This is a genomic window from Leucobacter luti, from assembly GCF_004217175.1.
In the GTDB taxonomy this organism is placed as follows: domain Bacteria; phylum Actinomycetota; class Actinomycetes; order Actinomycetales; family Microbacteriaceae; genus Leucobacter; species Leucobacter luti.
In genome coordinates this window covers 76,617-103,157 of record NZ_SHKI01000007.1, presented here as the reverse complement: position 1 = coordinate 103,157, position 26,541 = coordinate 76,617, and the positions used below count along the sequence as shown (strand labels likewise).

Sequence of the window (26,541 nt, the reverse complement as noted above, 5' to 3'; positions counted from 1 at the left end):
ATGCGCTTCTACCCGCTGCTGTTTTCGACCGTCCTGCGACGCATGGACCCCGAGACGGCGCACCACCTTGCGTTCCGGGTGATCCAGGCCACGCCCGTGCTCGGGGGGCTGGTGCGTCGAATCTGCGGCCCCGACCCCGCGCTCCGCGTGCGCGCGCTCGGCATCGACTTCCCGAGCCCGTTCGGACTCGCGGCAGGCTTCGATAAGAACGCGACGGGAATCGCCGGCCTGGGCAACATCGGTTTCGGCCACGTTGAAGTGGGCACGCTCACGCGACACGCGCAGCCCGGCAACCCGAAGCCCCGCATGTATCGACTCATCGGCGATCGGGCGCTCATCAACCGGATGGGATTCAATAACGGCGGATCGGCTGCGGCGGTGGCGCGCATCGAGCGCGCCCGGCTCGCGAAGCACCGGCCAGTGATCGGGGTGAACATCGGCAAGAGCCGCGTCACCGAGGTCGCCGACGCGACCGCCGACTACGTCTGGAGCGCGCAGCGACTCGCCCCGATCGCCGACTACCTCGCGGTGAACGTGAGTTCGCCGAACACCCCCGGGCTTCGCGGTCTGCAGGAGGTCGAGCTGCTCGAGCCCCTGCTCGCTGCGGTTCGCGCGGCCTCGCTCGGCACGCCGCTCCTCGTCAAGATCGCCCCGGACATGGCCGACGAACAGATTGACGCGATCGTCGCGCTCGCGGTTCGCCTGGGGCTCGACGGGATCATCGCGACGAACACCACGATCTCGCGGGACGGGCTGCAGGAGCCCGCCGAATCGGTCGAACAGGCCGGCGCGGGTGGCCTCTCGGGTGAGCCGCTTCGCGTGCGCTCCCTCGATGTGCTGCACCGGATCCGCCGGGCCGAGCCAAACCCGGAGTTTTGCGTGATCTCGGTCGGGGGAGTTACCACCGCCGCAGACGTGCACGAGCGGCTGCTCGCAGGGGCCACCCTTGTGCAGGGCTTCACCGCGTTCATCTACGAGGGGCCGCTGTGGGCCCGGGCAATCAACCGCGGACTGGTGCGAGCCGGCTTCCGCGGCAACGCGGCTGCGTAGCAGGTCGGAGCGCCCGCCGCGCAGACCGGCCCCGCAGTTCGCGCTGCACCCCGCAGTTCGCGCTGCACCCCGCAGTTCGCACTGGACCCCGGAGGTCGCGCTGGACCCCGGAGGTCGCGCTGGAATCCGCAGAAACGCCGCAGGCCCGCGATTCGAACCTTCTCGAATCGCGGGCCTGCGGCGCACGTGCGGGTGCCTAGCTGGGGCGGTTGCCGCGCTTGACCTGCGGCTTCGGCATGCGCAGCGGGCGGAACTGGAACGCGCGCATTGCCGCGTACCAGCGGAAGCCGGGCTGCACCCGATCCTCGCCGAACTTCTCACCGAGGAGGCGCTTCAGCTTGGCGCCGAGGAAGAACGCGTCGAGCACCGCGAGGGCGACGAACGCCCAGATGACGATGAGGCTCACCACCTGCATCACGCCGGGGACGAAGGTCATGACCAGCACCACGAGCATCATGGGGATGAGCATCTCGCCGATGTTCCAGCGGGAGTCTACGTAGTCGCGCACGTAGCGGCGCTGCGGTCCCCGGTCGCGCGCGGTGAGGTAGCGCTCGTCGCCCTCCATCATTCCGATGCGTGCGCGCTCGCGCGAGCTCGCCTGCTGCCGCCGCTGTTCCTTCTGCAGCGTCTTGTCCTTCGAACCAACGATGGGCCGCGCGTTTGCCGCCTGCGCCTGCTTGCGCGAAGGCGTGGGGTGACCCTTGCCAACGTGCTGGTCGGTCGTGTCCTGCTCGTTCGTGCCCGCCGCGTCCGCGGCGTCCTTCTTTGACACGCCTGTCCTCTCGATCTGGTGCGCCTGTGCGCGCCCGGTGTCTGCCCGCCGTTCGGGCGTCATGCCACAAGAATACCGTGTCGTCGCTGGGCCTTGCGTTCCCCGTGCTGACGCTAGAATGGGCGTATCTGAGAACCACCACGCGAGCGAGGAGAAGTCATGGGTACTGAGACAATCGCAGCGGACACCGCCGCGCCGGCACTCGAGGGTGCGCACGGGGTCGCACTGAGCACCGCCGCACAGGAGAAGGTGCGCAGCCTGCTGTCGCAGGAGGGGCGCGACGACCTGCGCCTGCGTATCGCCGTGCAGCCCGGCGGCTGCTCCGGCCTGATCTACCAGCTCTTTTTCGATGAGCGAGAACTCGACAACGACGCGATCGTCGACTTCACCGGCGTGCAGGTGGTCGTGGATCAGATGAGCATCCCGTACCTGAACGGGGCCACCATTGACTTCGAAGACACGATCCAGAAGCAGGGCTTCACGATCGACAATCCAAATGCCCAGGGCAGCTGCGCCTGCGGCGACAGCTTCAGCTAGCGAAAACGCGACCTGAGATTCCGCAACACCCGGTGTTGGTTCGGGGAACGCTCAGGTTCGCGCTAAGCTAACAGGGAGTCATCAGCTTCGCCTGCTTTCAGGGCGGCACGAAACATTTCGAAAGGTATGCGGTGCGTTCCAATCGTCGAATGAAATGGGTTGCGGCCCCAGTAGCGCTTACGGCAGCGCTCGTTCTCGCGGGCTGCACCCCGGAGCAGCAGCGAGGCTTTTTGCCCGCGGGTTCCGAGGGAGCAACGAACCACACAGACGGCATTACCGGGCTGTGGGTGACCTCGTGGATCGTGCTGCTCGCAGTCGGCGTGATCACGTGGGGCCTGATTATCTGGGCCACGATCGCGTACCGGCGCCGGAAGGGCCAGACCGGCCTGCCCGTGCAGCTGCGGTACAACATGCCGATCGAGACCTTCTTCACGGTCGTCCCGGTGATCCTCGTCCTCGGCTTCTTCGCGTTCACCGCGCAGGAGCAGAGCAAGATCGAGTCTCGCTACGACAACCCTGAAAACGTTGTCGAGGTAATCGGCAAGCGCTGGGCCTGGGACTTCAACTACGTTGACGAAGACGTGTTCTTCTCCGGCGTGCAGGTGCAGACCGACGAAGACGGTGCCGCGAAGGAAGAGACCATGCCGGTCCTCTACCTCCCGGTTGACAAGACCACGGAGATCCGTCTCGAGACCCGCGACGTCATCCACTCCTTCTGGGTGGTGGAGTTCTTGTACAAGAAGGACATGATCCCGGGTCAGACCAACTACATGAGCTTCACGCCGACAAAGACCGGCACCTTCATGGGCAAGTGCGCCGAGCTGTGTGGCGAATCGCACTCGATGATGCTCTTCGAGGTCAAGGTCGTCGAGCAGGACGAGTACGACGCATACATCACGTCACTGCGCGAAGCAGGCAACAGCGGGCAGGCCACCCTGGAGCTGAATCCGAACCAGGATCGCTTCTACGGTGACAACGCCAAAGCGCAGAACGAGTAACGAGGGATAACAGAAACATGAAGAAGGGCAACGTCATTGTCTCGTGGCTGACGTCCACGGACCACAAGGTGATCGGATACATGTATCTGATCAGCTCCTTCGTGTGGTTCCTGATCGGCGGCCTCATGGCCCTCGTGATCCGCGCGCAGCTGTTCGCTCCCGGCCTTGAGGTCGTGGCAACCAAGGAACAGTACAACCAGCTATTCACCATGCACGGCACCATCATGCTGCTGATGTTCGCAACCCCGCTGTTCGCGGGCTTCGCGAACGTCATGATGCCGCTCCACATCGGTGCTCCGGATGTCGCGTTCCCGCGACTCAACGCATTCGCGTTCTGGCTCTACACCTTCGGCTCGCTCATTGCAGTCGGCGGCTTCCTCACCCCGCAGGGTGCGGCCTCGTTCGGCTGGTTCGCGTACGCCCCACTCTCGGATATGACCTATTCGCCAGGCGTCGGAGGCAACCTCTGGGTACTCGGACTGGGCGTCAGTGGCTTCGGCACGATCATGGGTGGCGTCAACTTCATCACCACGATCATCACGATGCGCGCACCGGGCATGACCATGTGGCGTATGTCCGTGTTCACCTGGAACACGCTGATCACCTCGATCCTGGTGCTGCTGGTCTTCCCCGTGCTTGCCGCGGCGATGTTTGGCCTCGCGGCCGACCGTATCTTCGGCGCTCAGATCTACAGCGGTGAAGGCGGAGCAATCCTCTGGCAGCACCTCTTCTGGTTCTTCGGACACCCAGAGGTCTACATCATCGCGCTGCCGTTCTTCGGCATCATCTCCGAGATCTTCCCGGTGTTCAGCCGCAAGCCGATCTTCGGGTACAAGACGCTGATCTACGCAACGATCGCGATTGCAGCACTCTCCATGACCGTGTGGGCACACCACATGTACGTCACCGGTTCGGTCCTGCTTCCGTTCTTCGCCCTGATGACCATGCTCATCGCGGTGCCCACCGGCGTGAAGATCTTCAACTGGCTCGGCACCATGTGGCGCGGCTCGATCACCTTCGAGACGCCGATGCTGTGGTCGCTTGGATTCCTCGTGACCTTCGTCTTCGGTGGCCTCACCGGCGTGATCCTCGCGTCGCCGGCGCTCGACTTCCACCTGTCGGACACCTACTTCGTCGTGGCGCACTTCCACTACGTGATCTTCGGCACCGTCGTCTTCGCGATGTTCGCCGGGTTCTACTTCTGGTGGCCCAAGTGGACCGGCAAGATGCTCGACGAGCGTCTCGGTAAGATTCACTTCTGGGTGCTCTTCATCGGCTTCCACATGACCTTCCTCGTGCAGCACTGGCTGGGCGTCATGGCCATGCCGCGTCGCTACTACACGTATCTGCCGGCTGACGGCATCACGTGGGGCAACCAGCTGTCAACGGTTGGCGCGATGATCCTGGGTGCGTCGATGATTCCGTTCCTCCTGAACGTGTACATCACCGCGCGCCGTGCGCCGAAGGTGACGGTCAACGATCCGTGGGGCTACGGCCGCTCGCTCGAGTGGGCAACCTCCTGCCCGCCGCCGCGCCACAACTTCACGTCCATCCCGCGCATTCGCTCCGAGTCTCCTGCCTTCGATCTCAACCACCCTGAGGTCAGCGGTGTCGAGCAGCCGACCCCGGCGCGCGAACTCAGCGACCAGAAGTGATCTGAGGAGAGTCAGCTATGAAATCCAATATCGTCATCTTCTGGATCCTTACGGCCTACCTGGTGGTTCTCGCCACCGTGTACACCGTCTGGAACCTGATCGCTCACGGTGTCCCGGAGTGGGCTGGGTCGACCACGATCCTGCTCTCCGGTGGTCTGACGGCGTTCATCGCGGTCTACCTCATGCTGGTGGAGCGCAAGCAGGGCGGCGTGCTCGTCGAGGATCTCGAAGACTCGGACATCGACGATGGGGACCCCGAGCTCGGTGAGTTCAGCCCCTGGAGCTGGTGGCCCATGTTCCTCGCCTTCGCGTGCTCAATCATCGTGCTTGGCCTGTGCATCGGCTTCAACTTCTGGCTCGCGTTCATCTCCGCTCCGCTGCTGATCATCGGCATCGTGGGCTGGGTCTACGAGTACTACCGCGGCAACTTCGCCCGGTAGTCGGATACCCAGGTGAGCATCATCATCCGCCGCGGCAAGAGCGAGGACGGCCGAGCCGTCCTCGCCCTTGCCCGGCAGTTCACTACCGGCCGTGAGACGATCGGAAGCGACGAGTTCCTCGTCGCGTACGACAACATTCTGCGGCACCGCGACCAGGAGACGAACGTTCTCTTCGTCGCGGAGCGCGCGGACAAGGTCGTTGGCTACTCGCTGATGACCGTGTCCCGGCTGCTCCACGCCCCGGGCCTCACCGCCCACCTGCAGGAGATCGTTGTCGACGAGGCCTCACGTGGCCACGGCGTGGGCGATCGCCTGATGCAGGCGAACGAGCACTACTGCATGGGGCGCGGCGTGCGCCAGCTCTCGGCGTCAACCGCCCGCATCGGATCGTTCTACAACCACCGCGGCTTCGAGCCGGTCGGTGAGCACTACCGTAAGATTCTCGAACTGGGATAATCACCGTGACTGAACGCCGCGTGCGGCGGCGGCCCGGTGAGAATCGTGAACGCCTGATTGAGGCCGGACTCGTTGAGTTCGGCCTCTCGGGCTATCACGGCACCGCAACCGCGCGGATCGCCAAGCGGGCAGATGTGCCCCAGCCTCACGTGTACGCGAACTTCCGCACCAAACAGGAGCTCTTCCTCGCGTGCCTGGAGCTCGCAGCCGCGGGCCTCCCCGCACCACAGTCGCAGCCAGTCGCGCCCTCGCCGCGCGGACCCGCCCAGGGAGAAACCGCCACACCGCTGGGCGGTGCAGCCGACGGCGGAAGCGCCGCTGCGGCCCGCTTCGTCTTCCAGGCCATCGCCGCGCACCGCGCAGCCGAGTTGTCGGACACACTCACGACCCGGCTCTCCGCACTGCGTGCGTCCTGGGGGAGCCGCGAGTTTGCGCGGGTGCTCGAGCTGGGCGCGCGGTCTCTCCTCGAATCCACGGCCATCGCTGACTCAGACACCGAGGACGACGCACTCAACTAGCCCAGGATGGCGCCCTGGGTGCCAGGAGTTCGATTAGTCTAACTTTATGGCACGCACACCCGAAGTCACTCCCGGTGCCCTCCGGCCACACGAGCCGACGCGCCCCGCCCGTCGCGCGAGCGGGGTCGGGCTCCTCGGTCCGGCATTCGTGGCGGCGATCGCGTATGTCGACCCCGGAAATGTGGCGGCGAACCTCACCGCCGGCGCGGAGTACGGGTACCTTCTGCTCTGGGTGCTGGTCGCAGCGAACCTCATGGCGATGCTCGTCCAATACCTCTCTGCGAAGCTGGGCCTGGTGACCGGGCGTAGCCTCCCCGAGCTGTTGGGGGACCGGATGCGTCCCTGGCCGCGGCGTCTGTTCTGGGTGCAGGCGGAGCTCGTGGCGGCGGCAACCGACGTTGCTGAGGTGATTGGCGGGGCCCTTGCGCTCTATCTGCTGTTTGGGGTGCCGCTGCCCGTTGGCGGCCTGATCGTGGGCCTGGTGTCGATGCTGCTGCTCACCCTGCAGTCCCGCCGCGGACAGCGGACCTTCGAGTTCGTGGTGATGGGGCTGCTCGGGATCATCACCATCGGTTTCCTTGCGGGCCTACTGTTCAGCCCGCTCAGCGGTGAGGGCATGCTCGAGGGCCTGGTGCCCAGGTTCCAGGGCACTCAGACGGTGCTCCTCGCGGCCAGCATGCTGGGCGCCACCGTGATGCCCCACGCCGTGTACCTGCACTCGGCCCTCGCGCGCGACCGGCACGGCGTGGACCACGAGCCCGGGATGCTCCGCCGGCTCCTGACCGCCACCCGCTGGGACGTGGCGCTCTCGCTCATCGTGGCCGGCGGCGTCAACATCGCCATGCTGCTGCTTGCCGCTGCGAGCCTTCCCGGGGTGGAGGGCACGGATTCGATTGAGGGGGCGCACGCGGCGATCACCGATGCGCTGGGGCCCGCCATCGGGGTTATCTTCGCGATTGGTCTGCTTGCCTCTGGCCTGGCCTCGACCTCGGTGGGATGCTACGCGGGCGCCACGATCATGTCCGGTCTCTTGAAGATCAGAATCCCAATGATCGCGCGCCGCGCGATCACGCTGGTTCCCGCGTTGATTCTGCTCGCGGTCGGGGTCGACCCCACCTGGGCACTCGTTCTGAGCCAGGTGTTGCTCTCGCTGGGCCTCCCGTTCGCGCTGATCCCGCTGGCGCGGCTCACCGAGAACGCGAAGCTGATGGGCGTGTTCCGCAACGGGCGCGCGCTGCGGATTGTTGCCTGGGTGGTGGTCACTCTGATCGTGTTGCTCAACCTCTTGCTGATCTGGCTGATCGCCACCGGGCAGGCCTAACACCCCCACCACGCACGTGCGGTGCGGCCGCCTCGGGAGGGGGATCATACCGCACGTGCGCAGGAACTTCTAGCGACGCCAAGCCAAACCGGCGAACGAAGCTTATTGAGCTCCGCCGCTGTCCGGATCCGCGCTCTGCGTACCCTTGTGTTCGGGGCCCTGGTGCTCCGCGAGCTCCGATGCGGTCGGGGGCACGATCCGGTCCTCAAAGAACCACCGGCTGAGGCCCACACGCAGGCGTTTGCTGAACGGAATGCGGCCGTCGTCGTTGGGGCGGAGTACGAGCGGGGCGTAGTCGTGGTAACTGACGATCTTCCACCGCTCGTGCTCGGTGAGCGGCGTGTGCACCTCGATGTATTCGCCGTCGGGGAGCCGCACGATTCGCCCGGACTCGACCCCGTGGAGGGCGATCATGCGATCCTTCTTCTGCAGGCCGATGCAGATGCGCTTCGCGATAAAGTACGCGACGATTGGCCCCAGGATGAGCGAGGCCTGGAGAGCATGGATGACGCCCTCGATCGACAGCTGGAAGTGGGTGGCGATGAGATCCGAGCTGGCGGCCGCCCACATGATCGCGTAGAACGTGACCCCTGCGGCGCCGATCGCGGTGCGGGTGGGGGCGTTGCGTGGCCGGTCGAGGATGTGGTGCTCGCGCTTGTCGCCGGTGACCCAGGCCTCGATGAAGGGGTAGAGCGCTACCAGCACGAAGAAGAGCCCCAGGATGAGGATGGGAATGAGGAGGTTCCAGGACCAGGTATAGCCGAACCACTCGGTCTCCCAGCCCGGCGGCACGAGTCGCAGGATGCCGTCTGCAAATCCCGCGTACCAGTCTGGCTGCGTGCCGGCGGACACCGGGGAAGGGTCGTACGGCCCGTACGCCCACACGGCGTTGATGCCGAAGAGCGAGGAGATGAGTACGATCACCCCGAACACGATGAAGAAGAAGCCGCCGGCCTTCGCCGCGTAGAACGGGAGCACCGGGTAGCCCACCACGCGCGTCTGGCCGCGGCCGGGCCCGGGGTAGTGCGAGTGGGTGTGGATTGCAACGAAGGTGATGTGCAGTGCGACGAGGAGGATAACGAGGGACGGGAGCAGCATGATGTGCAGCATGTAGAACCGCCCCACCAGGTCGGTGCCAGGGAACTCTCCGCCGAAGAGGAACTGCGACAGGTATGTGCCCACCACCGGGATCGACTTGATGAGACCGTCGATGATGCGGAGGCCGTTGCCCGAGAGCACGTCGTCGGGGAGCGAGTAGCCGGTGAGCCCCTCGGCGATCGCAAGGATGAAGAGCGTAAAGCCGATCACCCAGTTGAGCTCGCGCGGCTTACGGAACGCACCCGTGAAGAAGATGCGCAGCATGTGCAGGCCAATGGCCGCGACGAACAGGAGCGCGCCCCAGTGGTGCACCTGGCGCATGAGCAGGCCGCCGCGCACGGAGAACGAAATGTCGAGTGTGGACGCGAGTGCGCCAGACATCTCGACGCCCTTCATCGGCACAAATGGGCCGTTGTAGTGCGTCTCGACCATGGTCGCCTGGAAGAAGAGCGCCAGGAACGTGCCCGAGAGGAGGATAGCGATGAAGCTCCACAGCGCGATCTCTCCGAGGAGGAACGACCAGTGGTCTGGGAAGGCTTTCCTCCCGAGCTTCTTGACTGCGACACCGATTCCGGTGCGCGCATCGAGGTATTCTGCGGCCGCCGTGGTGAATCGGCTGGGCCCCTGCGCGGTTGGGCGATCGCCCTCGGTCTTCACGGGAAAAACGCTCCTCGAACTTTCGATTCGACGGTGGTTCCATCCCTGCTTCCGAGCCTAGGACACTTCGCGGCAAAGGTCCAATGGGCGCACACACGCAAAACGGCCCCACCGGAAAACAATCCGGTGGGGCCGTCTGTGAGCGCTGGGGGACTAGTGTCCCTCGTGCTTACCCTGCTCGATCTCTCCCTGCGACGGGGGAACGATCCGGTCCTCGAAGAACCAGCGGCTGAAGCCAGCACGGAGGCGCTTGGAGAACGGAATGCGTCCATCGTCGTTGGGGCGGAGCATCAGCGGCGCGTAGTCGTTGTAGCTCACGAGCTCCCACGACTCGAACTCATCGAGCGGCTTGTGGACCTCGACGAACTCGCCACCCGGCAGACGCACGATGCGGCCGGACTCGTAGCCGTGCAGCGCGATGCTGCGATCCTTCTTCTGCAGACCGAGGCAGATGCGCTTCGTGATGATGTACGCGAAGATCGGCCCGAGGAAGAGGAGCGCCTGGAGGGTGTGGATCACGCCCTCCATTGAGAGCTGGAAGTGCGTTGCCATGAGGTCCGAGCTCGCGCCCGCCCACATGACCGCGTAGAACGTGACACCTGCGGCGCCGATGGCGGTGCGGGTGGGGGCGTTGCGCGGACGATCCAGGATGTGGTGCTCGCGCTTGTCGCCGGTGACCCAAGCCTCGATGAAGGGGTAGGCCGCGACGAGGACGAGGAAGATGCCGATAATGCCGAGAGGCAGGAGCATGTTCCAGGACCAGGTGTAGCCGAACCACTCGGTCTCGAGCCCCGGCGGCACCAGTCGGAGCATGCCGTCGGCGAAGCCGATGTACCAGTCGGGCTGGGTACCGGCCGACACGGGGGAGGGATCGTACGGCCCGTACGCCCAGATCGGGTTGATCCCGACAAAGGACGCGATCAGTACGATCACACCGAACACGATGAAGAAGAAGCCGCCGGCCTTCGCCGCGTACACGGGGAGGACCGGGTAGCCCACGACGTTCTGCTGCGTCTTGCCCGGGCCGGGGTACTGCGCGTGCTTGTGGATGACCACAAACGCGAGGTGCAGCGCCACGAAGAGGATGACGAGGGCGGGAAGCAGCATGATGTGCAGCATGTACAGGCGGCCAACGATGTCGGTGCCGGGGAACTCGCCTCCGAAGAAGAAGTACGAGAGGTACGTGCCGATCACGGGGATCGCCTTGATGATGCCGTCGATGATGCGGAGGCCGTTGCCCGAGAGCACATCGTCGGGGAGCGAGTAGCCGGTGAAGCCCTCTGCCATTGCCAGCACGAAGAGCACGAAGCCGATGACCCAGTTGAGCTCACGCGGCTTGCGGAACGCACCCGTGAAGAAGATGCGCAGCATGTGCAGGCCGATGGAGGCAACGAAGAGCAGGGCCGCCCAGTGGTGCACGTGACGCATGAGCAGACCGCCGCGCACCGAGAAGGAGATGTCGAGCGTCGAGGCCATAGCCCCGGACATTTCGACGCCCTTCATGGGCAGGTACGGACCCGTGTAGTGGGTCTCGATCATGGTCGCCTGGAAGAACAGCGTCAGGAACGTGCCCGAGAGCAGGATGACGATGAAGCTGTAGAGAGCGACCTCGCCGAGGAGGAAGGACCAGTGGTCGGGGAAGACCTTCCGTCCGAACTCCTTGACCGCGACACCGATCTTGGTGCGCTCGTCGATATAGTTCGCCGCCGCTGAGGTGAAGCGGCTCGAGCCGTTCTGTGCGGGGGCTTCGGTTACGGTGCTGCTCACTTGAGACGCTCCCAGTAGCTCGGGCCAACAGGTTCATGGAAGTCGCTCTGCGCGACGAGGTAGCCCTCTTCGTCGACCGTGATCGGCAGCTGCGGCAGGGGCCGCTTCGCCGGACCAAAGACGACCTTGGCGTGCTCGGAGACGTCGAACTGCGACTGGTGGCAGGGGCACAGCAGGTGGTGCGTGTGCTGCTCGTAGAGCGCAACGGGGCAACCGACGTGGGTGCAGACCTTCGAGTACGCGACGATTCCGTCGTACGACCAGCTCTCGCGCTCGGGGAGCTCGTGGAGGTCGCTCTGATCGAGACGCATCAGCAGCACGATCGCCTTTGCCTTCGCGTCGAGCAGCGTGTCGCTGCCGCCGCGCTCGTCCAGGCTGAGCTTTGCGAAGTCGTCGTGGTTCAGGTTCTCGGGGATGACGTGGAATGCGGATCCGATCGTCACCTCACTAGCCTTGATCGGCACGCCGGACGGGTCGCGGGCCAGGCGGGTGCCCTTGGTCCACATCGTGTGCTTCAGCAGCTGCACCGGATCGCGGTCCTGCGGAGCAAGCCCGCGCAGGAGGGTGATGCCGGGGAGCGGGAACGCGATGAGCGCACCGATCAGGCTGTTGCGCACGAGCGAGCGGCGGGAGAACCCGGACTCTTCGTTTGCAAGCTTGAAGATCTCCGCTGACGCTTCGCGTGTCGGCTCGTCGCTCGGCACGGGGTGCCGCTCGTCGATCGACTCGTGATCCGCCATGAGGGCCTTGCCCCAGTGGACGGCACCGATACCCACGGCGAGCAGCGCGAGCGCCATGCCCAGACCCACGAACATCGTGTGGATCCGGATCGCCATCAGCTCGCCCGACTCAATCGGGAAGAACATGTAGGCGAGCACTGCACCGAGGCTGCCAGCGATCGAGATGTAGAACAGGGTGTAGACGGTACGCTCTGCCCGCTTAGCCTTCTTCGGATCAAGATCCGTGACGCGCTGACGGTGCGGGGGAAGGCCCGGATTCTGCACAGCGTCGGGCGAAATCACTGCGGTTCCCACCGCGGCGGATTCGACCGAGCCGTGGCTCTGGGCGGCGACAACGGCACCAGTATCGCCGTTGTTCTTCGCTTCCTCTGCCATGTTGCTCCTTGACTCCTGAATCATGAACTCGTTGCGAGACCGAAACTAGTTCGACTTCGCGGTAACCCAGACGGTGAGGCCGATGATGGCGCCGAGTCCGATTACCCAAATGAAGAGGCCCTCTGCGACCGGGCCGATCGAGCCGAGGGTCAGGCCGCCAACTGCGGGCTGCTCCTCGATGTACTTGAGGTACGAGATGATGTCTGCCTTCTCCTGCGGCGAGATGTTCGCGTCGCTGAAGACGGGCATGTTCTGCGGGCCGGTGACCATTGCCTCGTAGATGTGGGTCGGTGCCACACCCGTCAGCTTGGGAGCAAACTTGCCCTGGGTCAGGGCGCCGCCGGCGGCCGAGACGTTGTGGCACATGGCGCAGTTGATGCGGAACAGTTCGCCACCGCTCGCAATACCCTCGGCGTCGCTGTCTGCCTGGAGGTACTGGGTCTCGGGGAGGCCCGGTCCCGGCGCGAGGGAGGCCACGTAGGCGGCCATCTGGAGGGTCTGCTCCTCGGTGAACTGCTCAGGCTTCACCATGCCCTGCGGGCCGTTGAAGGCGAGCGGCATGCGGCCGGTGCCGACCTGGAAGTTGACCGATGCAGCACCGACGCCAACGAGCGTGGGTCCGTCGGGAGTGCCCTGAGCCGCTGCACCGTGGCAGGTGGCGCAGTTTGCGCCGAACAGCTTCTCGCCAGCCGAAATGGTAGCGGGGGACTCGAGATCGATCTCCGCGGTAGCGGGGGACTGGCTGACGCCCGCGTACGCGGCGCCAGTCACGAGCAGGCCCACCGCGACGAGCGCGGCGGTGGCAAGCGGGTGGCGGCGGCCGGTCTTGCGAACGTTCTTCTTGGCGCGAGCCATGATGTCGATTACTCCTGACCCCTACTTGAGGACGTAGATAACGATGAAGAGGATGATCCACACGATGTCAACGAAGTGCCAGTAGTAGGACACGACGACAGCGGTGGTCTCTTCTTTGTGCGTGAAGTTCTTGACGGCGTAGATGCGGCCGATCACGAGCAGGAATGCCACGAGGCCGAGCGACACGTGAATGCCGTGGAAGCCGGTGGTCATGTAGAACGCGGAGCCGTACGGGTCGGATGCGAGGGTGATGCCCTCGGACACGAAGGTCGCGTACTCGTAGGTCTGGCCCGCCACGAAGATGGCGCCCATGAAGAAGGTGAGGAAGAACCACTCGACCGTGCCCCACTTGCTGGGGCTCGCTCCCGTGGCTCGGGGCTGGCCGCGCTCGGCGGCGAAGACGCCCGCCTGTGCGGTGAACGAGGACGCGACCAGGATCAGCGTGTTGATCAACGCGAATGCGAAGTTGTGCTTCGCGGTCTGCTCGGCCCAGAGCTCAGGATTCATAGCGCGCAGCGTGAAGTAGATCGCGAAGAGGCCCGCGAAGAACATGACCTCGCTGCCGAGCCACACGATCGTGCCGACGGCGACGGTATTCGGTCGCTTCACCGACGGCACGGCTGACTTGGTATTCATAGTGGTCGTTGTCACCCCTCCATTATGGCTGAAAGTTTGGTGTGCGTTTTCACTCTTTCACGGCGCGCCGAACTTTCTGCGAGATTCCTGACAAGCCTACCGCTTTGGGGGAGCGATTTCGGACAGCACGCCGCCTTTCGGCCTCGTGTTGGTGTGTTTCGGGCCAGAAATGCGGTGGAGTCGGGGGCTCTGAGTGCGGGAACCCCCAGATCTGGGGCGCGTGCGCCGCGCGTGGCGGCGTGCCTCGATAGAATTGCTGAATGATCGATGAGCGAAATTGGCCGACCGTTCTCACCGCGCTGCTCGAGGGTGCGGACCTCAGTGTTTCTCAGGCTGAGTGGGCCATGGCTCGGTTTATGACGGGGGAGGCGAGCGGCGCTCAGGTGGGCGCGTTTCTCGTCGCACTGCGCTCGAAAGGCGTGACTGTCGAAGAGGTGATCGGGTTCCGCGATGCGATTCTCGCCGAGGCGCTGCCGATCGCGCTCCCGCCGATGTCCCTCGATATCGTGGGCACCGGCGGCGACCGCTTCGGCACCGTGAATGTCTCGACGATGGCCTCGATCACCGCTGCCGCAGCCGGGGTCCCCGTGGTGAAGCACGGCAACCGTGCCGCGAGCAGCCAGTCGGGCTCGTCCGACGTCCTGAGTGCTCTGGGGATCGACCTGGGCCTCGACGCGGCGGAGCTTGCCCGCGCATTCGAGGACGTGGGGATCGCGTTCGTTCACGCCGCCCGGTTCCTCCCGGGGTTCCGCCACGTGGCGCCAGCGCGCGCCGAGCTGGGCATTCCCACGGTGTTTAACTTTCTCGGCCCGCTCTGCAATCCTGTGCGCCCTGAGGCATCGGCGGTCGGGGTCGCCGACATCGACCGCGTACCGATCTTCGTGGGCGTGTTCCGGCTGCGCGGTGCCTCCGCGCTCGTCTTCCGGGGCGACGACGGCCTCGACGAGCTCACGACCACGGGCCACTCGCGGCTCTGGGAGGTTAGCCGGGGCGGTCTGACCGAGCACGATATTGATCCCCGCGACCTCGGAATCCCGCGCGCAGAGATCAGTGACCTCGTGGGCGGCACCCCTGACGAGAACGCCGCGGTGGTGCGGCGTGTGTTTGACGGTGAGCGCGGACCCGTGCGCGACATCGTGCTGCTGAACGCCGCGGCTGGGATGGTCGCGTACGACCTCGCGCAGCGGCCCGAGAGCGTCGAGCGCGCGCTCCTCGAGCGCCTGCACGAAAAGCTGCGCCTCGCTGAAGAGACGATCGACTCCGGGCGCGCGGCCGCGAAACTTGCGGACTGGGCCGCCGCCACGGCCGCGGCGCGCGGCGCGCAGCCGGCGGGGGCCTGAGCCGCGACCGGTCGCGCCCCGAGCCCGACCGCTCGCGTGCGGGCACGTTCGCGCGCGGGCTCGGCGTCGCCGGGCCCCGCTGCCGGCCGCTTGGCGGCGTGGCGCCGCTAGCGCAGCGTTCGGGTAGTGGGAGCCGCGGGAGTCTCGGGAACCGAGGACGGGACGGTGTCGCGGTCGATTCGGCTGTACTTTGCGAGGAACGGCATCGGATCGATCGGTTCGTCGTCGAGTCGCATCGCCAGGTGGAGGTGCGCGCCAAACGCGAGACCCGTCGCGCCGACCTTCCCCACGGGGTCGCCCATCTTCAGTGTGTCGCCCACGCTGTAGTTGTGGGAGGCGTCCTCCATGTGGCAGTACCGGCTCGTGACCGTCTGGTCGTCGATATCGTGCTCAAGCTTCAAGCCGAAGCCGCAGCCGTCGCTCGCGAAGCCTGCCTCGAGCACGGTGCCGTCCGCGATCGCCTGGATCGGGGTGCCCGCCGCCGCGCCGAAGTCCTGCGCGTCGTGGAACTGCGCGACCGGAGCTGTGCGATACCCGAACGGGTCGGTGAGAAGCACGGTGGCGGTGAACGGATAGTTCACGAGGGCGTCCTCGCGGAAGGTGAATGAGCCCGGCGTGGCCTCTTCGACTGCCACGGCGGTGATGTCGCTCAGCGACGCGGGCAGGTCTTCGCTCGAAACCTCGGAGAACAGGCGCTGCTCGGACGCCGAGACCTCCGCCTCCTCGGTCTCCTGAATGAACGGGATTGCGGCCGGGAGGGCGAGTGCGCCCACGCACGCCGCTGCTGCGACCGTCGCAATACGCCGCCGGAGGGTGCGGCGGGGCCGGTCCGTGGTGGGCTCGGGGCCCAGGGGGCTGGCTGGGACGTGCTCCCGCACAGGGACGCGGACGTAGCCGGAGGCCCCGGCGCTCGGTTCCGCGGGCGTCGCGGACGCCTCCCGTGCACGGGGAGTCGAAAGCGCGGTGGCGTCCGAGTCGCTCTCGGCGGGCGCGGCGGCGTGCTCAGTGGCGGGGCTGGTGTGAGAGGTGTGCGGCACCGACCCGGTCGCTGTGCGCAGCGACCGGCGTGACGGGAACGGGGTCCGTTCATCCGGGGGTGTGTCGGGCATGCGTTCTCTCGGTAGGCGGCGTTCGGCCGGACGGGCGAACGAAAGATAACGAACAGGTTACAGTCGGAGCCGCGGAAAAGCCAACCCCGAGCTGAAACGCCTGTTCAGCGGCCCAGACTGGTGGGGTCGTCGGGGTTCCGATCCGACTCCGACGTGGTGTCAGTGTCAGTGCTCGGGTCCGGGCCTCCGGCGTGGTCGGCGTGCTCGATATGTTCGTCCGCCTCGCCCACGCCGTCGATCCGTTCGCCGACGGTGAGGGACGCATCGCCCGAGGCAGTGTGGTCGGGGCGCTCAGGGCCCCGCGGCTGGATCCGCCCGGGCTCGAGCGTGCGCTGCACGTCCTCCGCGGTGACCTGCTCGATCGGCCCCGTCGTGGCGTCCACGTACCACTCGGTGAGCACCGGATCGGTGCTGTCGAATCCCGCACCAGCCCCCTCATCGGCGGGAACCTCGCTGGTGCCGAACACGAAGTCGTCACCGTACTCGTCGATCCCGCGTCGTACGCCCTGCGCAATCGCGGCCTGCGCGTACTTGCGGCGAATGATGTATGGATCCGTTCGCAGATCCTTCGCCCACGCGATCATGATTCCGATGACGACAATTGCAAACGGGAGCGCGGAAACCACCATGAGCGACTGGAGGCCGGACAGCGTGTTGCGTCCCCCCGCCAGGAGCAGTGCGATTGCGATCAGGCTCAGGAGCACGCCCCAGAGGATCGTCACCCAGCGGGATGGCTCGGGCCGTCCGGCCTGAGACATCGACGCCATGACGATTGAGGCGGAGTCGGCGGCGGTTACGAAGAACACGACCACCGCCACCATGGCGACCACCGAGGTGATCATGCCGAACGGGAGGCGCTGGAGGAGCTGGAACAGCACCTCCTCGCCGGAGTCCCCGCTCTGCAGATTGACGCCGTTGAGCGTCATGTAGATTGCGGTGCCGCCGTACACCACGAACCAGGAGATGACGATCGCGGAGGGAACGAGCACGACGGTGGTGACGAACTCGCGGAGTGTGCGCCCGCGCGAGATCTTTGCGATAAACATGCCGACGAACGGCGTCCACGAGACCCACCACGCCCAGTAGTAGGTGGTCCAGGACGCGAGGAATGTTGCGGTCTCGGGGCCCTGGTTCGGGTTGCGCGCGAGCATGAGCCCGAGCTGTTCGAAGAACTCCACGAGCGATGACGGGACGAAGTTGAGGAGGAAGACTGTGGGGCCAGCGATCAACACGAACAGGCCAAGACTGCCGGTGAGCACCATGTTGAGGTTTGAGAGCCGGCGGATCCCGCGCTTCACCCCGGACACCGCCGAGGCGATGAAGAGGGCCGTCAGGATGGCGATCGCGCCGACCAGGAACGTGTTGCCGAGCGGGCCGATCCCGGTGACCATGCGGAAGCCGCTCTCGATTTGCAGGGCGCCGATCCCGAGCGAGACTGCCGTGCCGAAGAGCGTGACGATGATGGCGAAGATGTCGATGGTGCGCCCCAGCGCCCGATGCGTGTTCCCGGGGAACACCGGCTCGAAGAGTGCGGAGATGAGCGGCGCACGCCCTCGGCGATACGCGCTGTAGGCGATCGCGCCGCCGACCAGGGCGTAAAAGGCCCAGGCGATTGGACCCCAGTGCAGGATCGTCTGTGCGAGCGCTGGGAGTGCCGCGTCGGCGGTGCCTGCCGCCTCGGTGACCCCTGGCGGGGTGTCCAGGAAGTACGTGAGCGGCTCGAGTGGGCCGTAAAAGAGGAGGCCGATGCCGAGCCCCGCCGCGAACAGCATGGAGATCCACGAGGGCGTGGAGAACTCGGGCGCTTCGTCGTCCGCGCCGAGCCGAATTCCGCCCGTGCGACCGTAGCCCACCACGAGCATGAAGATCGCCACTGCGATCGCCAGCGCGCCAAAGAGCCAGCTGAAGTTCTCGGTCACCCACGCCAGTGAGACCGCGCCCACCTCGGCGAGGTTTTCGGGCGCGAGGAAGGCCCAGAGGATCACTCCGAGCGTGAGCGTGAGCGCGACGATCAGCACTACCCAGTTGGTGGGGAAGCGCATGCCGGTTTGCTCGACCCCGATACCCGGGAGGAGGCCGGGGTGGGGGAGCGGTGGTGGGGTGGGGACCGTGATCTTGATCGATCGCTTCCCGCTTGGATTCGACTTCGGCATGAGGATCCGGGCTCCGTTTCGACGCACACGGGGACCGGGAAGACCGGCTCCCAGGTCTTACGCTAGTGACGAGGGGGCCGACCGCTCACGCGGTTCGCTCACTTGCGCCCGAGGGGAAGCTCAAGAAAACGGCCCTGATCGGCCATTTGTCCCGTTACCTGATCGTGATGTGCGCCCGGCGCGCCGCTGCAATGAACGCCGTGATGCGCTCGGGGTCCTTGACTCCGGGCGCCGACTCGACTCCGCTCGACACGTCAACGCCGCCGGGGGAGACCGCGGCGATTGCGGCACCGACCGTCGTTGCGTCGAGGCCTCCGGCGAGGAGCCAGTCGTCGCCCAGGCGCTCGGGGGCCACCGGCGAGAGGTCCCAGGTCTCGCCGGATCCGGGGAGGGCGCCATCGACGAGGAGGCGTTCCTCGCCGCGCGCGCCGGCCCGCAGCTCGGGATCCGCCGCGAGCGACGTGGCGCGCCAGACGCGGGGGATGAGCGCGCGCGCGGCGGCAAAGTCCGCGGCCGTGTAGCTGCCGTGGAGTTGCAGCACGTCGAAGCCGAGCGTCCGGGCGAGACGCGCGGCCTCCTCGGCGGGCATGCGATTGACCACCAGTGCGGTGTCCACCGGCCGGCCGGCCGAGGCTGCGGCGGCCCGCGCGGCCGCCACCACGGCGATGGCCTCCTCGGGGGTCGCGTGCCGGGGGCTTGCGGGGCTCATCACCACGCCGACCGCGTCGGCTCCGGCCGCGATCGCGTGCTCGGTCATGGCCGCGTCGCGCAGGCCGCAGATCTTTACATACATGGTGACTCCTCGGGTGCCGTTCCCAGCGTAGTCGTACGGCCCCGGATCGACGGGATCGATCCGGGGCCGTACGGTGGGTGCGACGCCCGAGGGGTGGCGGCGCGTGCGCCTGCCGAACCTAGCGGCGCGGCGCGATGAGTCCGCCCGTCTGCGACTGAGCGGTCGCGAGGCGACGGGCCACGTCCTGCCAGTTCACCACGTTCCAGAACGCCCTGACGTAGTCGGCGCGCACGTTCTGGTAGTCGAGGTAGTACGCGTGCTCCCACACGTCGAGCTGCAGCAGGGGAGTGACGCCGAGCGGGACGTTGCCCTGCTGGTCGAAGAGCTGGAAGATGACGAGGCGGGCTCCGAGCGAGTCCCAGGCGAGCACCGACCAGCCCGAGCCCTGCACGCCCATTGCGGTGGCCTCGAAGTGCGCACGGAACGATTCGAGCGATCCTAAGTGCGCCCCCAGCGCCTCGGCGAGCTCGCCCTCCGGGTCACCGCCGCCATCGGGGGACATGTTCTCCCAGAAGACGCTGTGGTTGATGTGCCCGCCCAGGTTGAAGGCGAGATCCTTCTCGAGCTTGTTCACGTTGCGCAGATCCCCGGACTCCCGCGCCTCGGCGAGCTGCGTGAGGGCGGCATTCGCGCCGGTGACGTACGCCTGGTGGTGCTTCGAGTGGTGCAGCTCCATGATTCGGCCTGAGATGTGCGGCGCGAGCGCCGAGTAGTCGTAGGGCAGATCCGGGAGGGTGTACTCAGTCATGTTCAGTTCCTTTCGGTGGATGGTCGGTGTGGCGCGCTCAGCCCGCGGCCGGTGCGGCCCGCAGCGCTGGGGTCGCGGAGTATTCCGCGGCTTCGACGAGCGGAGCGATGCCGTGGAACGCGCGATCTCGATAGACGAGTGGCTCGGATGCTCGGCCGAGCCGCACCTCGATCACTTCGGCGAGCACGAGTGTCGAGGCCCCCACGGGCGTGGCCTGGATGGTCCGCGCGCGGAGGGCGGCTCTGGCGTCCGGCAGGAACGGCTCGCCCGTGGGCAGCGTGTGCCAGCCCTGCGCCTCGGTGAAGCGGTCGCCCCCGCTCACGGCGAACTCTTGGGCAAGCTCGAGGTGCGCGCGATCGAGGAGGTGGACCACGTAGCTCTCGGCGGCGAGGAGGCCGCCGGCGCTCCCAGTTGCCCGAGTGACGGAGAATGCGAGCGCGATCGGGTCGAGCCCGACCGACGCCACGCTCGATGCGGTAAGCCCGACGGGGCCGTCTGGGGTGTGCGCGGTAATGAGTGAGATCCCGGCCGGGTGCGTTCGGAATGCGTCCTTGAACGCCGCGGCGAGGTCCTCCGCCGGCTGCGTGTGCGCGAGGGCGGGCGTGGTGGTGCGGTGCATGTGCGTGGCTCCTGAGTGACGAACTAGGCGAGGTCGGTGTTCTGCGGCGGGAGTGCCGCGATGATGGGGTGGTCGAAGCTGTAAGCCCCCACCTTCGCGGCCCCGCCGGGGGAGCCGATCTCGTCGAAGAAGTCGACGTTGGCGCGGTAGTAGTCGGACCACTCGGCGGGGAGGTCGTCCTCGTAGTAGATCGCCTCGACGGGGCAGACCGGCTCGCAGGCGCCGCAGTCGACGCACTCGTCGGGGTGGATGTAGAGCGATCGTTCGCCCTCGTAGATGCAGTCGACGGGACACTCGTCAATGCAGGCTCGATCCTTGAGATCCACGCACGGCAGTGCAATGACGTAGGTCATGTGAGCTGGGTTTTCGTGTGAAGCATGGTTGCAACGATAGAACCTCAAGTATGCTTGAGGTCAAGTGAAGGAGGGTGTGATGGCGCAGGCAGGCGAGGTGTCCGAGCTCGGGGACGAGCCGCAGCACGATCCGGGGGAGTTGCTCACCGTGGGGGAGATGAGTCGCCGCACGGGGGTGGCGGTCTCGGCGCTGCACTACTACGAGCAGCTCGGGCTCATCGCCTCGCGCCGCACCGCGGGGAATCAGCGCCGCTATCCGCGGTACATGTTGCGCCGAGTCGCTCTCGTGTCTGTGGCAAAGCGCCTCGGCATTCCGCTCGCCGACGTGCAAGAGAGCTTCGCGGACGTGCCGCTTGAGACCACGCCCAGTCACGAAGACTGGCAGCGGGCCTCGCGGCGCTGGAAGAAAACCCTCGAGCAGCGGCGCCAGGGAATCGAGCAGCTTGAGCGCGAACTGACCGGCTGCATCGGCTGCGGGTGCCTCTCAATGAAAGCCTGCGGCTTGCTCAACCCGGGCGATGAGCTTGGCGATAGCGGATCCGGCGCGCGCAGGATCCGGGTGTAGGGCGCGGTTCGGGGGTGTGGGGTGCGTGCCGCCGGCGCGGTATCGGGGCGCACCGATGGCGGGCTCAATTCACTTCAACTGACATAATATAGATTATCAGCGAATGGGGACTGCGCGGGGTGACGGGCGGGTGCGCGTGCCCGTGGGCCCGGCGCGCGCCTCAAGGTTTGCGCGTGCGGAGCCGCCGGCGCGCTGGGTGTTTCGCGCCAGCGGGCGCTGGAGTGCCGACGGGCGCGTGGGTCTTAGTGAGCGCCCTGCGGGCGTTCCGGCGCTGCGCGGATTCGCTGCGGGCGCTCAGATGCTGTGTGGATTCACGGTGGCCGCAGGTGAATCGCTGAGGCGTTCGTCTTGCGTGAGGAATCCAGTTGCGGCCGAAAGCGCCGCCGTTGTGGGGCGGTAATACGCCCACTTGCCGCGTTGCTCGCGTGCCACCAGGCCGGCCTCGACGAGCTGCTTCATGTGGTGTGACACTGTGGGTTGGGATAGCCCCACCGGCTCCGTTAGGTCGCAGGCGCACATCTCCCCGGACTCGCTCGCGGCAATCAGGAGCAAGAGCTTGACTCGCGTGGGATCACCGAGCGCCTTGAAGACTTTGGCGAGCTGGTGCGCGGCCTCGTCGTCAACGACTCCCCCCCCCGGGCCCACTGTGCAGCACGCGGCGGTGGGTGCGGGTGTGGCTTCGGCGGTGGTCATGGGTCCATCCTGCACCACATATTGACATTTGTCTATATCGCCGCAAGACTCTTCATATTGACAAATTTCGATTTGAGGAGTGTGTGATGCGCACTGTTGTTGTGATCGGGGCAGGCCCGCAGGGGCTTGCGGCAGCGGCCCACCTGCTGGAGCGTGGCCTGGAGCCGCTGGTGTGTGAGCAGGGACCCGGGCCGGGGTCCTCGGTCGCCGAGTGGGGTCATGTTCGCCTCTTCTCCCCCTGGTCCGAGCTCGTTGATCCAGCGGCGGCCCGGTTGCTCTCGGCATCGGGGTGGGTTCCCCCAGCGACCGGCTTTCCCACGGGGCGGCAGTGGATTGAGCAGTATCTGGCCCCACTCGCAGCGCTGCTTCGAGAGCGGATTATGTACGGCGCGCGGGTCACCGGGGTCGCGCGGCTGGGGCGAGATCTGACTGTTGACGAGGGGCGGCCAACGCAGCCGTTTGTGGTGCACGCCGTCACCGAGCAGAGTGAGGAGCATCGCGTGCTGGCGCGTGCGGTGATCGATGCGTCAGGCACCTGGCTCACACCGAATCCCGCCGGTGCCGAGGGCATCCCCGCGATCGGCGAGGCGCGAGCGCGAGCGCACGGCCTCGTGGTGCACCGGATTCCCGATAGTGACGAAGTGAACGCCCTTGCGGGTCAGCACGTTGTGGTGGTCGGAAACGGGCACTCCGCCGCTACGGCCATTACGCTCCTCGGTCGAGTCGTGCAGCGGGACCCCGCGACACGAGTGACCTGGGTGGTGCGCCGCGGGACTGTTGGGAACGCCCTCGGGGGCGGAAGCGGGGACGAGCTCCCCGAGCGTGGGGCGTTGGGGCAGCGCGCGAAGCAGCTCGTTGCGGACGGCAGGGTGTCGCTCGTGACGGGGTTCCGCACCGAGCGGTGTGCCACCGAGGGTTCGGATGTGGTGTTGCACGCCGGGGACGGCCGGGCGCTGGAGCCAGCCTCTCGCGTCTTCGTGCTGACCGGATTTCGTCCAGACCTGGGGTTCCTGTCCGAGGTGCGGCTCGGACTCGATCCGCGGTTGCAGGCGCCAAGCCGGGTGGCGAGCGAGGTGGATCCGAATGCGCACTCCTGCGGATCGATCCGCGCGACAGGCGCTGCCGACCTTGCGCATCCGGACCCGGGGTTCTATGTCGTGGGCGCCAAGTCATACGGTCGAGCCCCCACCTTCTTGGCGGTGACGGGGTTCGAGCAGGTTCGGAGCGTCGTGGCGGAGATCGCCGGAGACCGGGCGGGCGCTGAGCGCGTCGAGCTCGTGCTGCCTGACACTGGTGTGTGCGGTGGATCCGGCCTGTTTGACGCTCCGGGCGACGCGGGCCGTCCCCGCTCCCCCGGGCGCGTGTAGAGCTGCGCGGGCGCGCCCGGTGCGGGCGCCGAGCGCCGCGGGACTATGGGGACTTCGTGTCGACTGCAACCGGATCGGTGTTGAACCAAGCGCGGGCCGCCCACAGTGACACGTACACGAGGCCGACGAGCACGGGCACCTCAATGAGGGGGCCGACCACGCCGGCAAGCGCCTGCCCGCTCGTAGCGCCGAAGGTGCCGATCGCTACGGCGATCGCGAGCTCGAAATTGTTCCCTGCCGCGGTGAACGCGAGGGACGTGGACTTCGCGTAGCCGAGCCCGAGCGTCTTGCCGAGCGCGATTCCGGCGAACCACATGATCGCGAAGTACGCGAGCAGTGGAAGCGCAATGCGGCCGACATCCCAGGGGTGCGCGAGGATCGCGTCACCCTGCAGCGCGAAGAGCAGCACAATGGTGAAGAGGAGGCCATACAGCGCCCACGGTCCGATCGCGGGGAGAAACTGCTCCTCGTACCAGTCCCTGCCGCGGCGCCGTTCCCCGACCCAGCGGGAAGCGAAGCCGGCGAGCAGTGGAACCCCGAGGAACACGAGGACGTTGAGCGCGATCTCCCACACGGAGACGTCAAGTCCCTGTGAGTCGAGGCCCAGCCAGCCGGGCAGGACCGTGAGGTAGAACCACCCGAGCAGGGAGAACGCCACGAGCTGAAACGCGGAGTTGATGGTCACCAGCACGGCGGTCGCCTCACGGTCGCCGCACGCCAGGTCGTTCCAAATCACGACCATGGCGATGCACCGCGCGAGCCCCACGATGATCAATCCGGTGCGGTACTCCGGGAGGTCGGGCAGAAAGCCCCAGGCAAGCGCAAACATCACCGCGGGCCCCGCGATCCAGTTCAGTGCCAGCGACGAGACGAGCAGGCGTGTGTCACCCGCGACCGCGGCGATCCTGTCGTACCGCACTTTCGCGAGCACCGGATACATCATGACCAGGAGCCCGAGCCCGATCGGCACCGAGATGCCGCCCACCTCCAGGCGAGCCAGCGCCCCGGAGAGCGCCGGCACGAACCGGCCGAGCACGATGCCGACTCCCATCGCAAGCCCAATCCACAGCGGCAGCCACCTGTCGAGCGTGGAGAGCCGCGCGGGGCGCCCGGGGTGTGTGGGCGTTGGTGGTCGTGTCGACATCCCCCTATATTGATGGACTTCGATACGTTGCGCAAGTCGGCCGTGCGCGGTATTGATTCGGGGTGCCGCGGCGAGAACGTCTGAGCTGCGGCCGCGCAGCCCGCCCGCCCGCTCGGTGCCCGCGGTCCTGCGGGTTCGGTAGTGTTGACCGGCGTGCCCGGCATCCGTGGTGCATCGCTCACCGAGCCCGGAGGACACACATGGCAGCCGCCCCGCCCGCACCCGTCTCCGCGCCGCACCGCGCCCCGGACCACAGCGTGCGCACCGCGCTGCGGACGCCCAGGATCCTGACGCGCGAGGTGCTCGCCGGCCTCGTCGTGGCGCTCGCGTTGATCCCCGAGGCGATCTCGTTCTCGATCATCGCCGGTGTTGACCCAAAGGTCGGGCTGTTTTCCTCGTTCGTGATGGCCGTCACGATCGCTTGCGTGGGCGGCCGGCCGGCGATGATCTCTGCAGCCACGGGGGCCGTCGCGCTCGTGATCGCGCCCGTGGCGCGCGAGCACGGGATGGACTATTTCGTCGCCACCGTGCTCCTCGCCGGGGTGCTGCAGATCGTGTTCGCGCTGCTCGGGGTCGCACAGCTCACCCGCTACATTCCGCGCAGTGTGATGGTCGGCTTCGTCAACGCGCTCGCGATCCTGGTGTTCGTGGCACAGCTCCCGCACCTGCTCGGCGTGCCGTGGCTCGTCTACCCGCTCCTGGCGCTCGGTCTGCTGATCCTGGTCTTCATGCCCCGAATCACGCGAGTGGTGCCCGCTCCCCTGGTGTCGATCGCCGTGGTGACCGCGATCGTGATGGTGTTCGCGATCAACGTGCCGACCGTGGGTGACCAGGGCGAACTCCCCCAGAGTCTCCCCGAACTGTTCGTGCCAAATGTCCCGCTGACCTGGGAGACGCTCTCAATCATCGCGCCGTACGCGGTCGCGATGGCGCTCGTGGGCCTGCTTGAATCCCTGATGACCGCAAAGCTTGTGGACGACATCACCGACACGCGCTCAAACAAGCGGCGCGAGAGCTGGGGCCAGGGCGTTGCCAACATCATGTCCGGCCTCTGTGGCGGGATGGGCGGCTGCGCCATGATCGGGCAGACCATGGTGAACGTGAAAGTCTCGGGCGCGCGCACCCGCATCTCCACCTTCCTCGCCGGCGCCTTCCTCCTGCTGCTCGTGCTCACGCTGGGCGATCTCGTCTCGGTGATCCCGATGGCCGCGCTCGTGGCCGTCATGATCATGGTCTGCGTGAGCACGTTCGACTGGCACTCGATCCGGCCGAGCACGCTGCGCCGACTGCCCTGGAGCGAGTCGGCAGTGATGGTGGTCACCGTGGCCGCGGTGGTGGCGACGCACAACCTCGCGATCGGCGTGGTTGTTGGGGTCTGCGCGGCGTCGCTGCTGTTCGTGCGCCGCGTCTCTCGGCTCGGATCCGTGGAGCGACGAATCATCGAGCGCGGCGGCGAATCCCACGCGCGCTACACGGTGCAGGGCGAGCTGTTCTTTGCCTCGGTGTCCGATCTCGCGGCGAACTTCGAGTTCGCGGCCGATCCGGAACGCGTGGTGCTCGACCTGAGCCAGTCGCACATCTGGGATGCGTCGACCGTCGCGGAGCTCGACGCAATCGTGCAGAAGTACGCGCAGCACGGGAAGCACGTCGAGCTGCTCGGCATGAACCCGCAGACCGCCGCGCTGCACGCGCGTCTCACCGGCGGGCTGAGCTAACCCGGCCGGTCACTGCGGCGCAGGCTGTCGGTGAGGGGCGAGCGGACCGCGAACACTTCGGCTCGCG

The 26,541-nt window shown here is 66.7% G+C and carries 26 protein-coding genes; 12 read left to right on the top strand and 14 right to left on the bottom strand.

Annotated features, from left to right (window positions below; translation table 11 throughout):
* Entirely contained in the window at positions 1 to 1,050 is a 1,050-nt protein-coding gene (locus tag EV139_RS13850; protein ID WP_130455106.1) for a quinone-dependent dihydroorotate dehydrogenase, read from the top strand.
* Positions 1,051 to 1,246: 196 nt separating this feature from the next.
* On the opposite strand, the gene EV139_RS13845 is transcribed toward EV139_RS13850, so the two are convergent.
* Positions 1,247 to 1,885, bottom strand: a complete 639-nt coding sequence (locus EV139_RS13845; protein WP_130455104.1) for a DUF3043 domain-containing protein — start codon at positions 1,883 to 1,885, stop codon at positions 1,247 to 1,249.
* Positions 1,886 to 1,981: 96 nt separating this feature from the next.
* Here EV139_RS13845 and EV139_RS13840 point away from each other — a divergent pair, with 96 nt between their 5' ends.
* From EV139_RS13840 to EV139_RS13810, 7 genes are all read left to right on the top strand, one after another.
* Positions 1,982 to 2,359 (top strand): HesB/IscA family protein, encoded by a 378-nt coding sequence (locus tag EV139_RS13840; protein WP_130455102.1) that lies wholly within the window; start codon positions 1,982 to 1,984, stop codon positions 2,357 to 2,359.
* A gap of 149 nt (positions 2,360 to 2,508) precedes the next feature.
* Positions 2,509 to 3,357 carry an aa3-type cytochrome oxidase subunit II gene (ctaC, locus tag EV139_RS13835; RefSeq protein ID WP_130455100.1) on the top strand — a complete coding sequence of 283 codons (849 nt, stop codon included), beginning with the start codon at positions 2,509 to 2,511 and terminating at the stop codon, positions 3,355 to 3,357.
* 17 nt (positions 3,358 to 3,374) lie between these two features.
* The gene (ctaD, locus tag EV139_RS13830; protein ID WP_130455098.1) at positions 3,375 to 5,012 is read left to right on the top strand and encodes an aa3-type cytochrome oxidase subunit I; all 1,638 of its coding nucleotides are present in this window, start codon (positions 3,375 to 3,377) and stop codon (positions 5,010 to 5,012) included.
* A gap of 17 nt (positions 5,013 to 5,029) precedes the next feature.
* Positions 5,030 to 5,452, top strand: a complete 423-nt coding sequence (locus EV139_RS13825) for a cytochrome c oxidase subunit 4 (protein WP_130455096.1) — start codon at positions 5,030 to 5,032, stop codon at positions 5,450 to 5,452.
* A gap of 12 nt (positions 5,453 to 5,464) precedes the next feature.
* The gene (locus tag EV139_RS13820; RefSeq protein WP_130455094.1) at positions 5,465 to 5,908 is read left to right on the top strand and encodes a GNAT family N-acetyltransferase; all 444 of its coding nucleotides are present in this window, start codon (positions 5,465 to 5,467) and stop codon (positions 5,906 to 5,908) included.
* 5 nt (positions 5,909 to 5,913) lie between these two features.
* The gene (locus tag EV139_RS13815; RefSeq protein WP_157993052.1) at positions 5,914 to 6,426 is read left to right on the top strand and encodes a TetR/AcrR family transcriptional regulator; all 513 of its coding nucleotides are present in this window, start codon (positions 5,914 to 5,916) and stop codon (positions 6,424 to 6,426) included.
* A 46-nt stretch (positions 6,427 to 6,472) separates the two neighbouring features.
* Complete coding sequence (locus tag EV139_RS13810; protein WP_130455090.1) at positions 6,473 to 7,747, top strand: Nramp family divalent metal transporter; 1,275 nt, start codon at positions 6,473 to 6,475, stop codon at positions 7,745 to 7,747.
* Between the two features lie 102 nt (positions 7,748 to 7,849).
* On the opposite strand, the gene qcrB (EV139_RS13805) is transcribed toward EV139_RS13810, so the two are convergent.
* The 5 genes from qcrB (EV139_RS13805) to ctaE all read right to left on the bottom strand — a co-directional run bounded on the left by qcrB (EV139_RS13805) (position 7,850) and on the right by ctaE (position 13,875).
* Positions 7,850 to 9,502: a cytochrome bc1 complex cytochrome b subunit gene (qcrB, locus tag EV139_RS13805; RefSeq protein ID WP_130455088.1), complete on the bottom strand. Its 1,653-nt coding sequence runs from the start codon at positions 9,500 to 9,502 to the stop codon at positions 7,850 to 7,852.
* Between the two features lie 153 nt (positions 9,503 to 9,655).
* On the bottom strand, positions 9,656 to 11,269 hold the full coding sequence (gene qcrB / locus EV139_RS13800; RefSeq protein WP_130455086.1) for a cytochrome bc1 complex cytochrome b subunit: 1,614 nt from the start codon (positions 11,267 to 11,269) through the stop codon (positions 9,656 to 9,658).
* Positions 11,266 to 12,384: a cytochrome bc1 complex Rieske iron-sulfur subunit gene (gene qcrA / locus EV139_RS13795; RefSeq protein WP_130455084.1), complete on the bottom strand. Its 1,119-nt coding sequence runs from the start codon at positions 12,382 to 12,384 to the stop codon at positions 11,266 to 11,268. Before qcrA ends, qcrB (EV139_RS13800) begins: the two co-directional genes overlap by 4 nt.
* A gap of 45 nt (positions 12,385 to 12,429) precedes the next feature.
* Entirely contained in the window at positions 12,430 to 13,239 is an 810-nt protein-coding gene (gene qcrC / locus EV139_RS13790) for a cytochrome bc1 complex diheme cytochrome c subunit (protein WP_130455082.1), read from the bottom strand.
* Positions 13,240 to 13,260: 21 nt separating this feature from the next.
* Positions 13,261 to 13,875 (bottom strand): aa3-type cytochrome oxidase subunit III, encoded by a 615-nt coding sequence (gene ctaE, locus EV139_RS13785; RefSeq protein ID WP_130455434.1) that lies wholly within the window; start codon positions 13,873 to 13,875, stop codon positions 13,261 to 13,263.
* Positions 13,876 to 14,135: 260 nt separating this feature from the next.
* Here ctaE and trpD point away from each other — a divergent pair, with 260 nt between their 5' ends.
* The gene (gene trpD, locus EV139_RS13780) at positions 14,136 to 15,215 is read left to right on the top strand and encodes an anthranilate phosphoribosyltransferase (RefSeq protein WP_130455080.1); all 1,080 of its coding nucleotides are present in this window, start codon (positions 14,136 to 14,138) and stop codon (positions 15,213 to 15,215) included.
* A gap of 107 nt (positions 15,216 to 15,322) precedes the next feature.
* Here the strand turns inward: trpD and EV139_RS13775 are convergent, their stop codons facing one another.
* The 6 genes from EV139_RS13775 to fdxA all read right to left on the bottom strand — a co-directional run bounded on the left by EV139_RS13775 (position 15,323) and on the right by fdxA (position 20,990).
* A complete protein-coding gene (locus tag EV139_RS13775; protein ID WP_130455078.1) occupies positions 15,323 to 16,324 on the bottom strand; it encodes a M23 family metallopeptidase in 1,002 nt (333 codons plus the stop codon).
* Positions 16,325 to 16,428: 104 nt separating this feature from the next.
* On the bottom strand, positions 16,429 to 18,477 hold the full coding sequence (locus tag EV139_RS13770) for a BCCT family transporter (protein WP_130455076.1): 2,049 nt from the start codon (positions 18,475 to 18,477) through the stop codon (positions 16,429 to 16,431).
* A 154-nt stretch (positions 18,478 to 18,631) separates the two neighbouring features.
* The gene (locus EV139_RS13765; RefSeq protein WP_130455074.1) at positions 18,632 to 19,270 is read right to left on the bottom strand and encodes a phosphoribosylanthranilate isomerase; all 639 of its coding nucleotides are present in this window, start codon (positions 19,268 to 19,270) and stop codon (positions 18,632 to 18,634) included.
* A gap of 118 nt (positions 19,271 to 19,388) precedes the next feature.
* Positions 19,389 to 20,018, bottom strand: coding sequence for a superoxide dismutase (locus EV139_RS13760; RefSeq protein ID WP_130455000.1), 630 nt, complete (start codon positions 20,016 to 20,018; stop codon positions 19,389 to 19,391).
* A gap of 37 nt (positions 20,019 to 20,055) precedes the next feature.
* The gene (locus EV139_RS13755) at positions 20,056 to 20,637 is read right to left on the bottom strand and encodes a flavin reductase family protein (protein WP_130454998.1); all 582 of its coding nucleotides are present in this window, start codon (positions 20,635 to 20,637) and stop codon (positions 20,056 to 20,058) included.
* 23 nt (positions 20,638 to 20,660) lie between these two features.
* Entirely contained in the window at positions 20,661 to 20,990 is a 330-nt protein-coding gene (gene fdxA / locus EV139_RS13750; protein ID WP_130454996.1) for a ferredoxin, read from the bottom strand.
* A gap of 79 nt (positions 20,991 to 21,069) precedes the next feature.
* Between fdxA and soxR the strand changes: the two genes are divergently transcribed.
* The gene (gene soxR, locus EV139_RS13745; protein WP_130454994.1) at positions 21,070 to 21,555 is read left to right on the top strand and encodes a redox-sensitive transcriptional activator SoxR; all 486 of its coding nucleotides are present in this window, start codon (positions 21,070 to 21,072) and stop codon (positions 21,553 to 21,555) included.
* A gap of 294 nt (positions 21,556 to 21,849) precedes the next feature.
* Here soxR and EV139_RS13740 read toward each other — a convergent pair whose 3' ends face one another.
* Entirely contained in the window at positions 21,850 to 22,248 is a 399-nt protein-coding gene (locus tag EV139_RS13740; protein WP_130454992.1) for an ArsR/SmtB family transcription factor, read from the bottom strand.
* Positions 22,249 to 22,334: 86 nt separating this feature from the next.
* Here EV139_RS13740 and EV139_RS13735 point away from each other — a divergent pair, with 86 nt between their 5' ends.
* On the top strand, positions 22,335 to 23,615 hold the full coding sequence (locus tag EV139_RS13735) for an NAD(P)-binding domain-containing protein (protein ID WP_130454990.1): 1,281 nt from the start codon (positions 22,335 to 22,337) through the stop codon (positions 23,613 to 23,615).
* 43 nt (positions 23,616 to 23,658) lie between these two features.
* On the opposite strand, the gene arsB is transcribed toward EV139_RS13735, so the two are convergent.
* Positions 23,659 to 24,759, bottom strand: a complete 1,101-nt coding sequence (gene arsB, locus EV139_RS13730; RefSeq protein WP_130454988.1) for an ACR3 family arsenite efflux transporter — start codon at positions 24,757 to 24,759, stop codon at positions 23,659 to 23,661.
* A 200-nt stretch (positions 24,760 to 24,959) separates the two neighbouring features.
* On the opposite strand from arsB, the gene EV139_RS13725 reads away from it, so the two are divergent.
* The gene (locus tag EV139_RS13725; RefSeq protein WP_130454986.1) at positions 24,960 to 26,474 is read left to right on the top strand and encodes a SulP family inorganic anion transporter; all 1,515 of its coding nucleotides are present in this window, start codon (positions 24,960 to 24,962) and stop codon (positions 26,472 to 26,474) included.
* Positions 26,475 to 26,541: the final 67 nt, after the last annotated feature.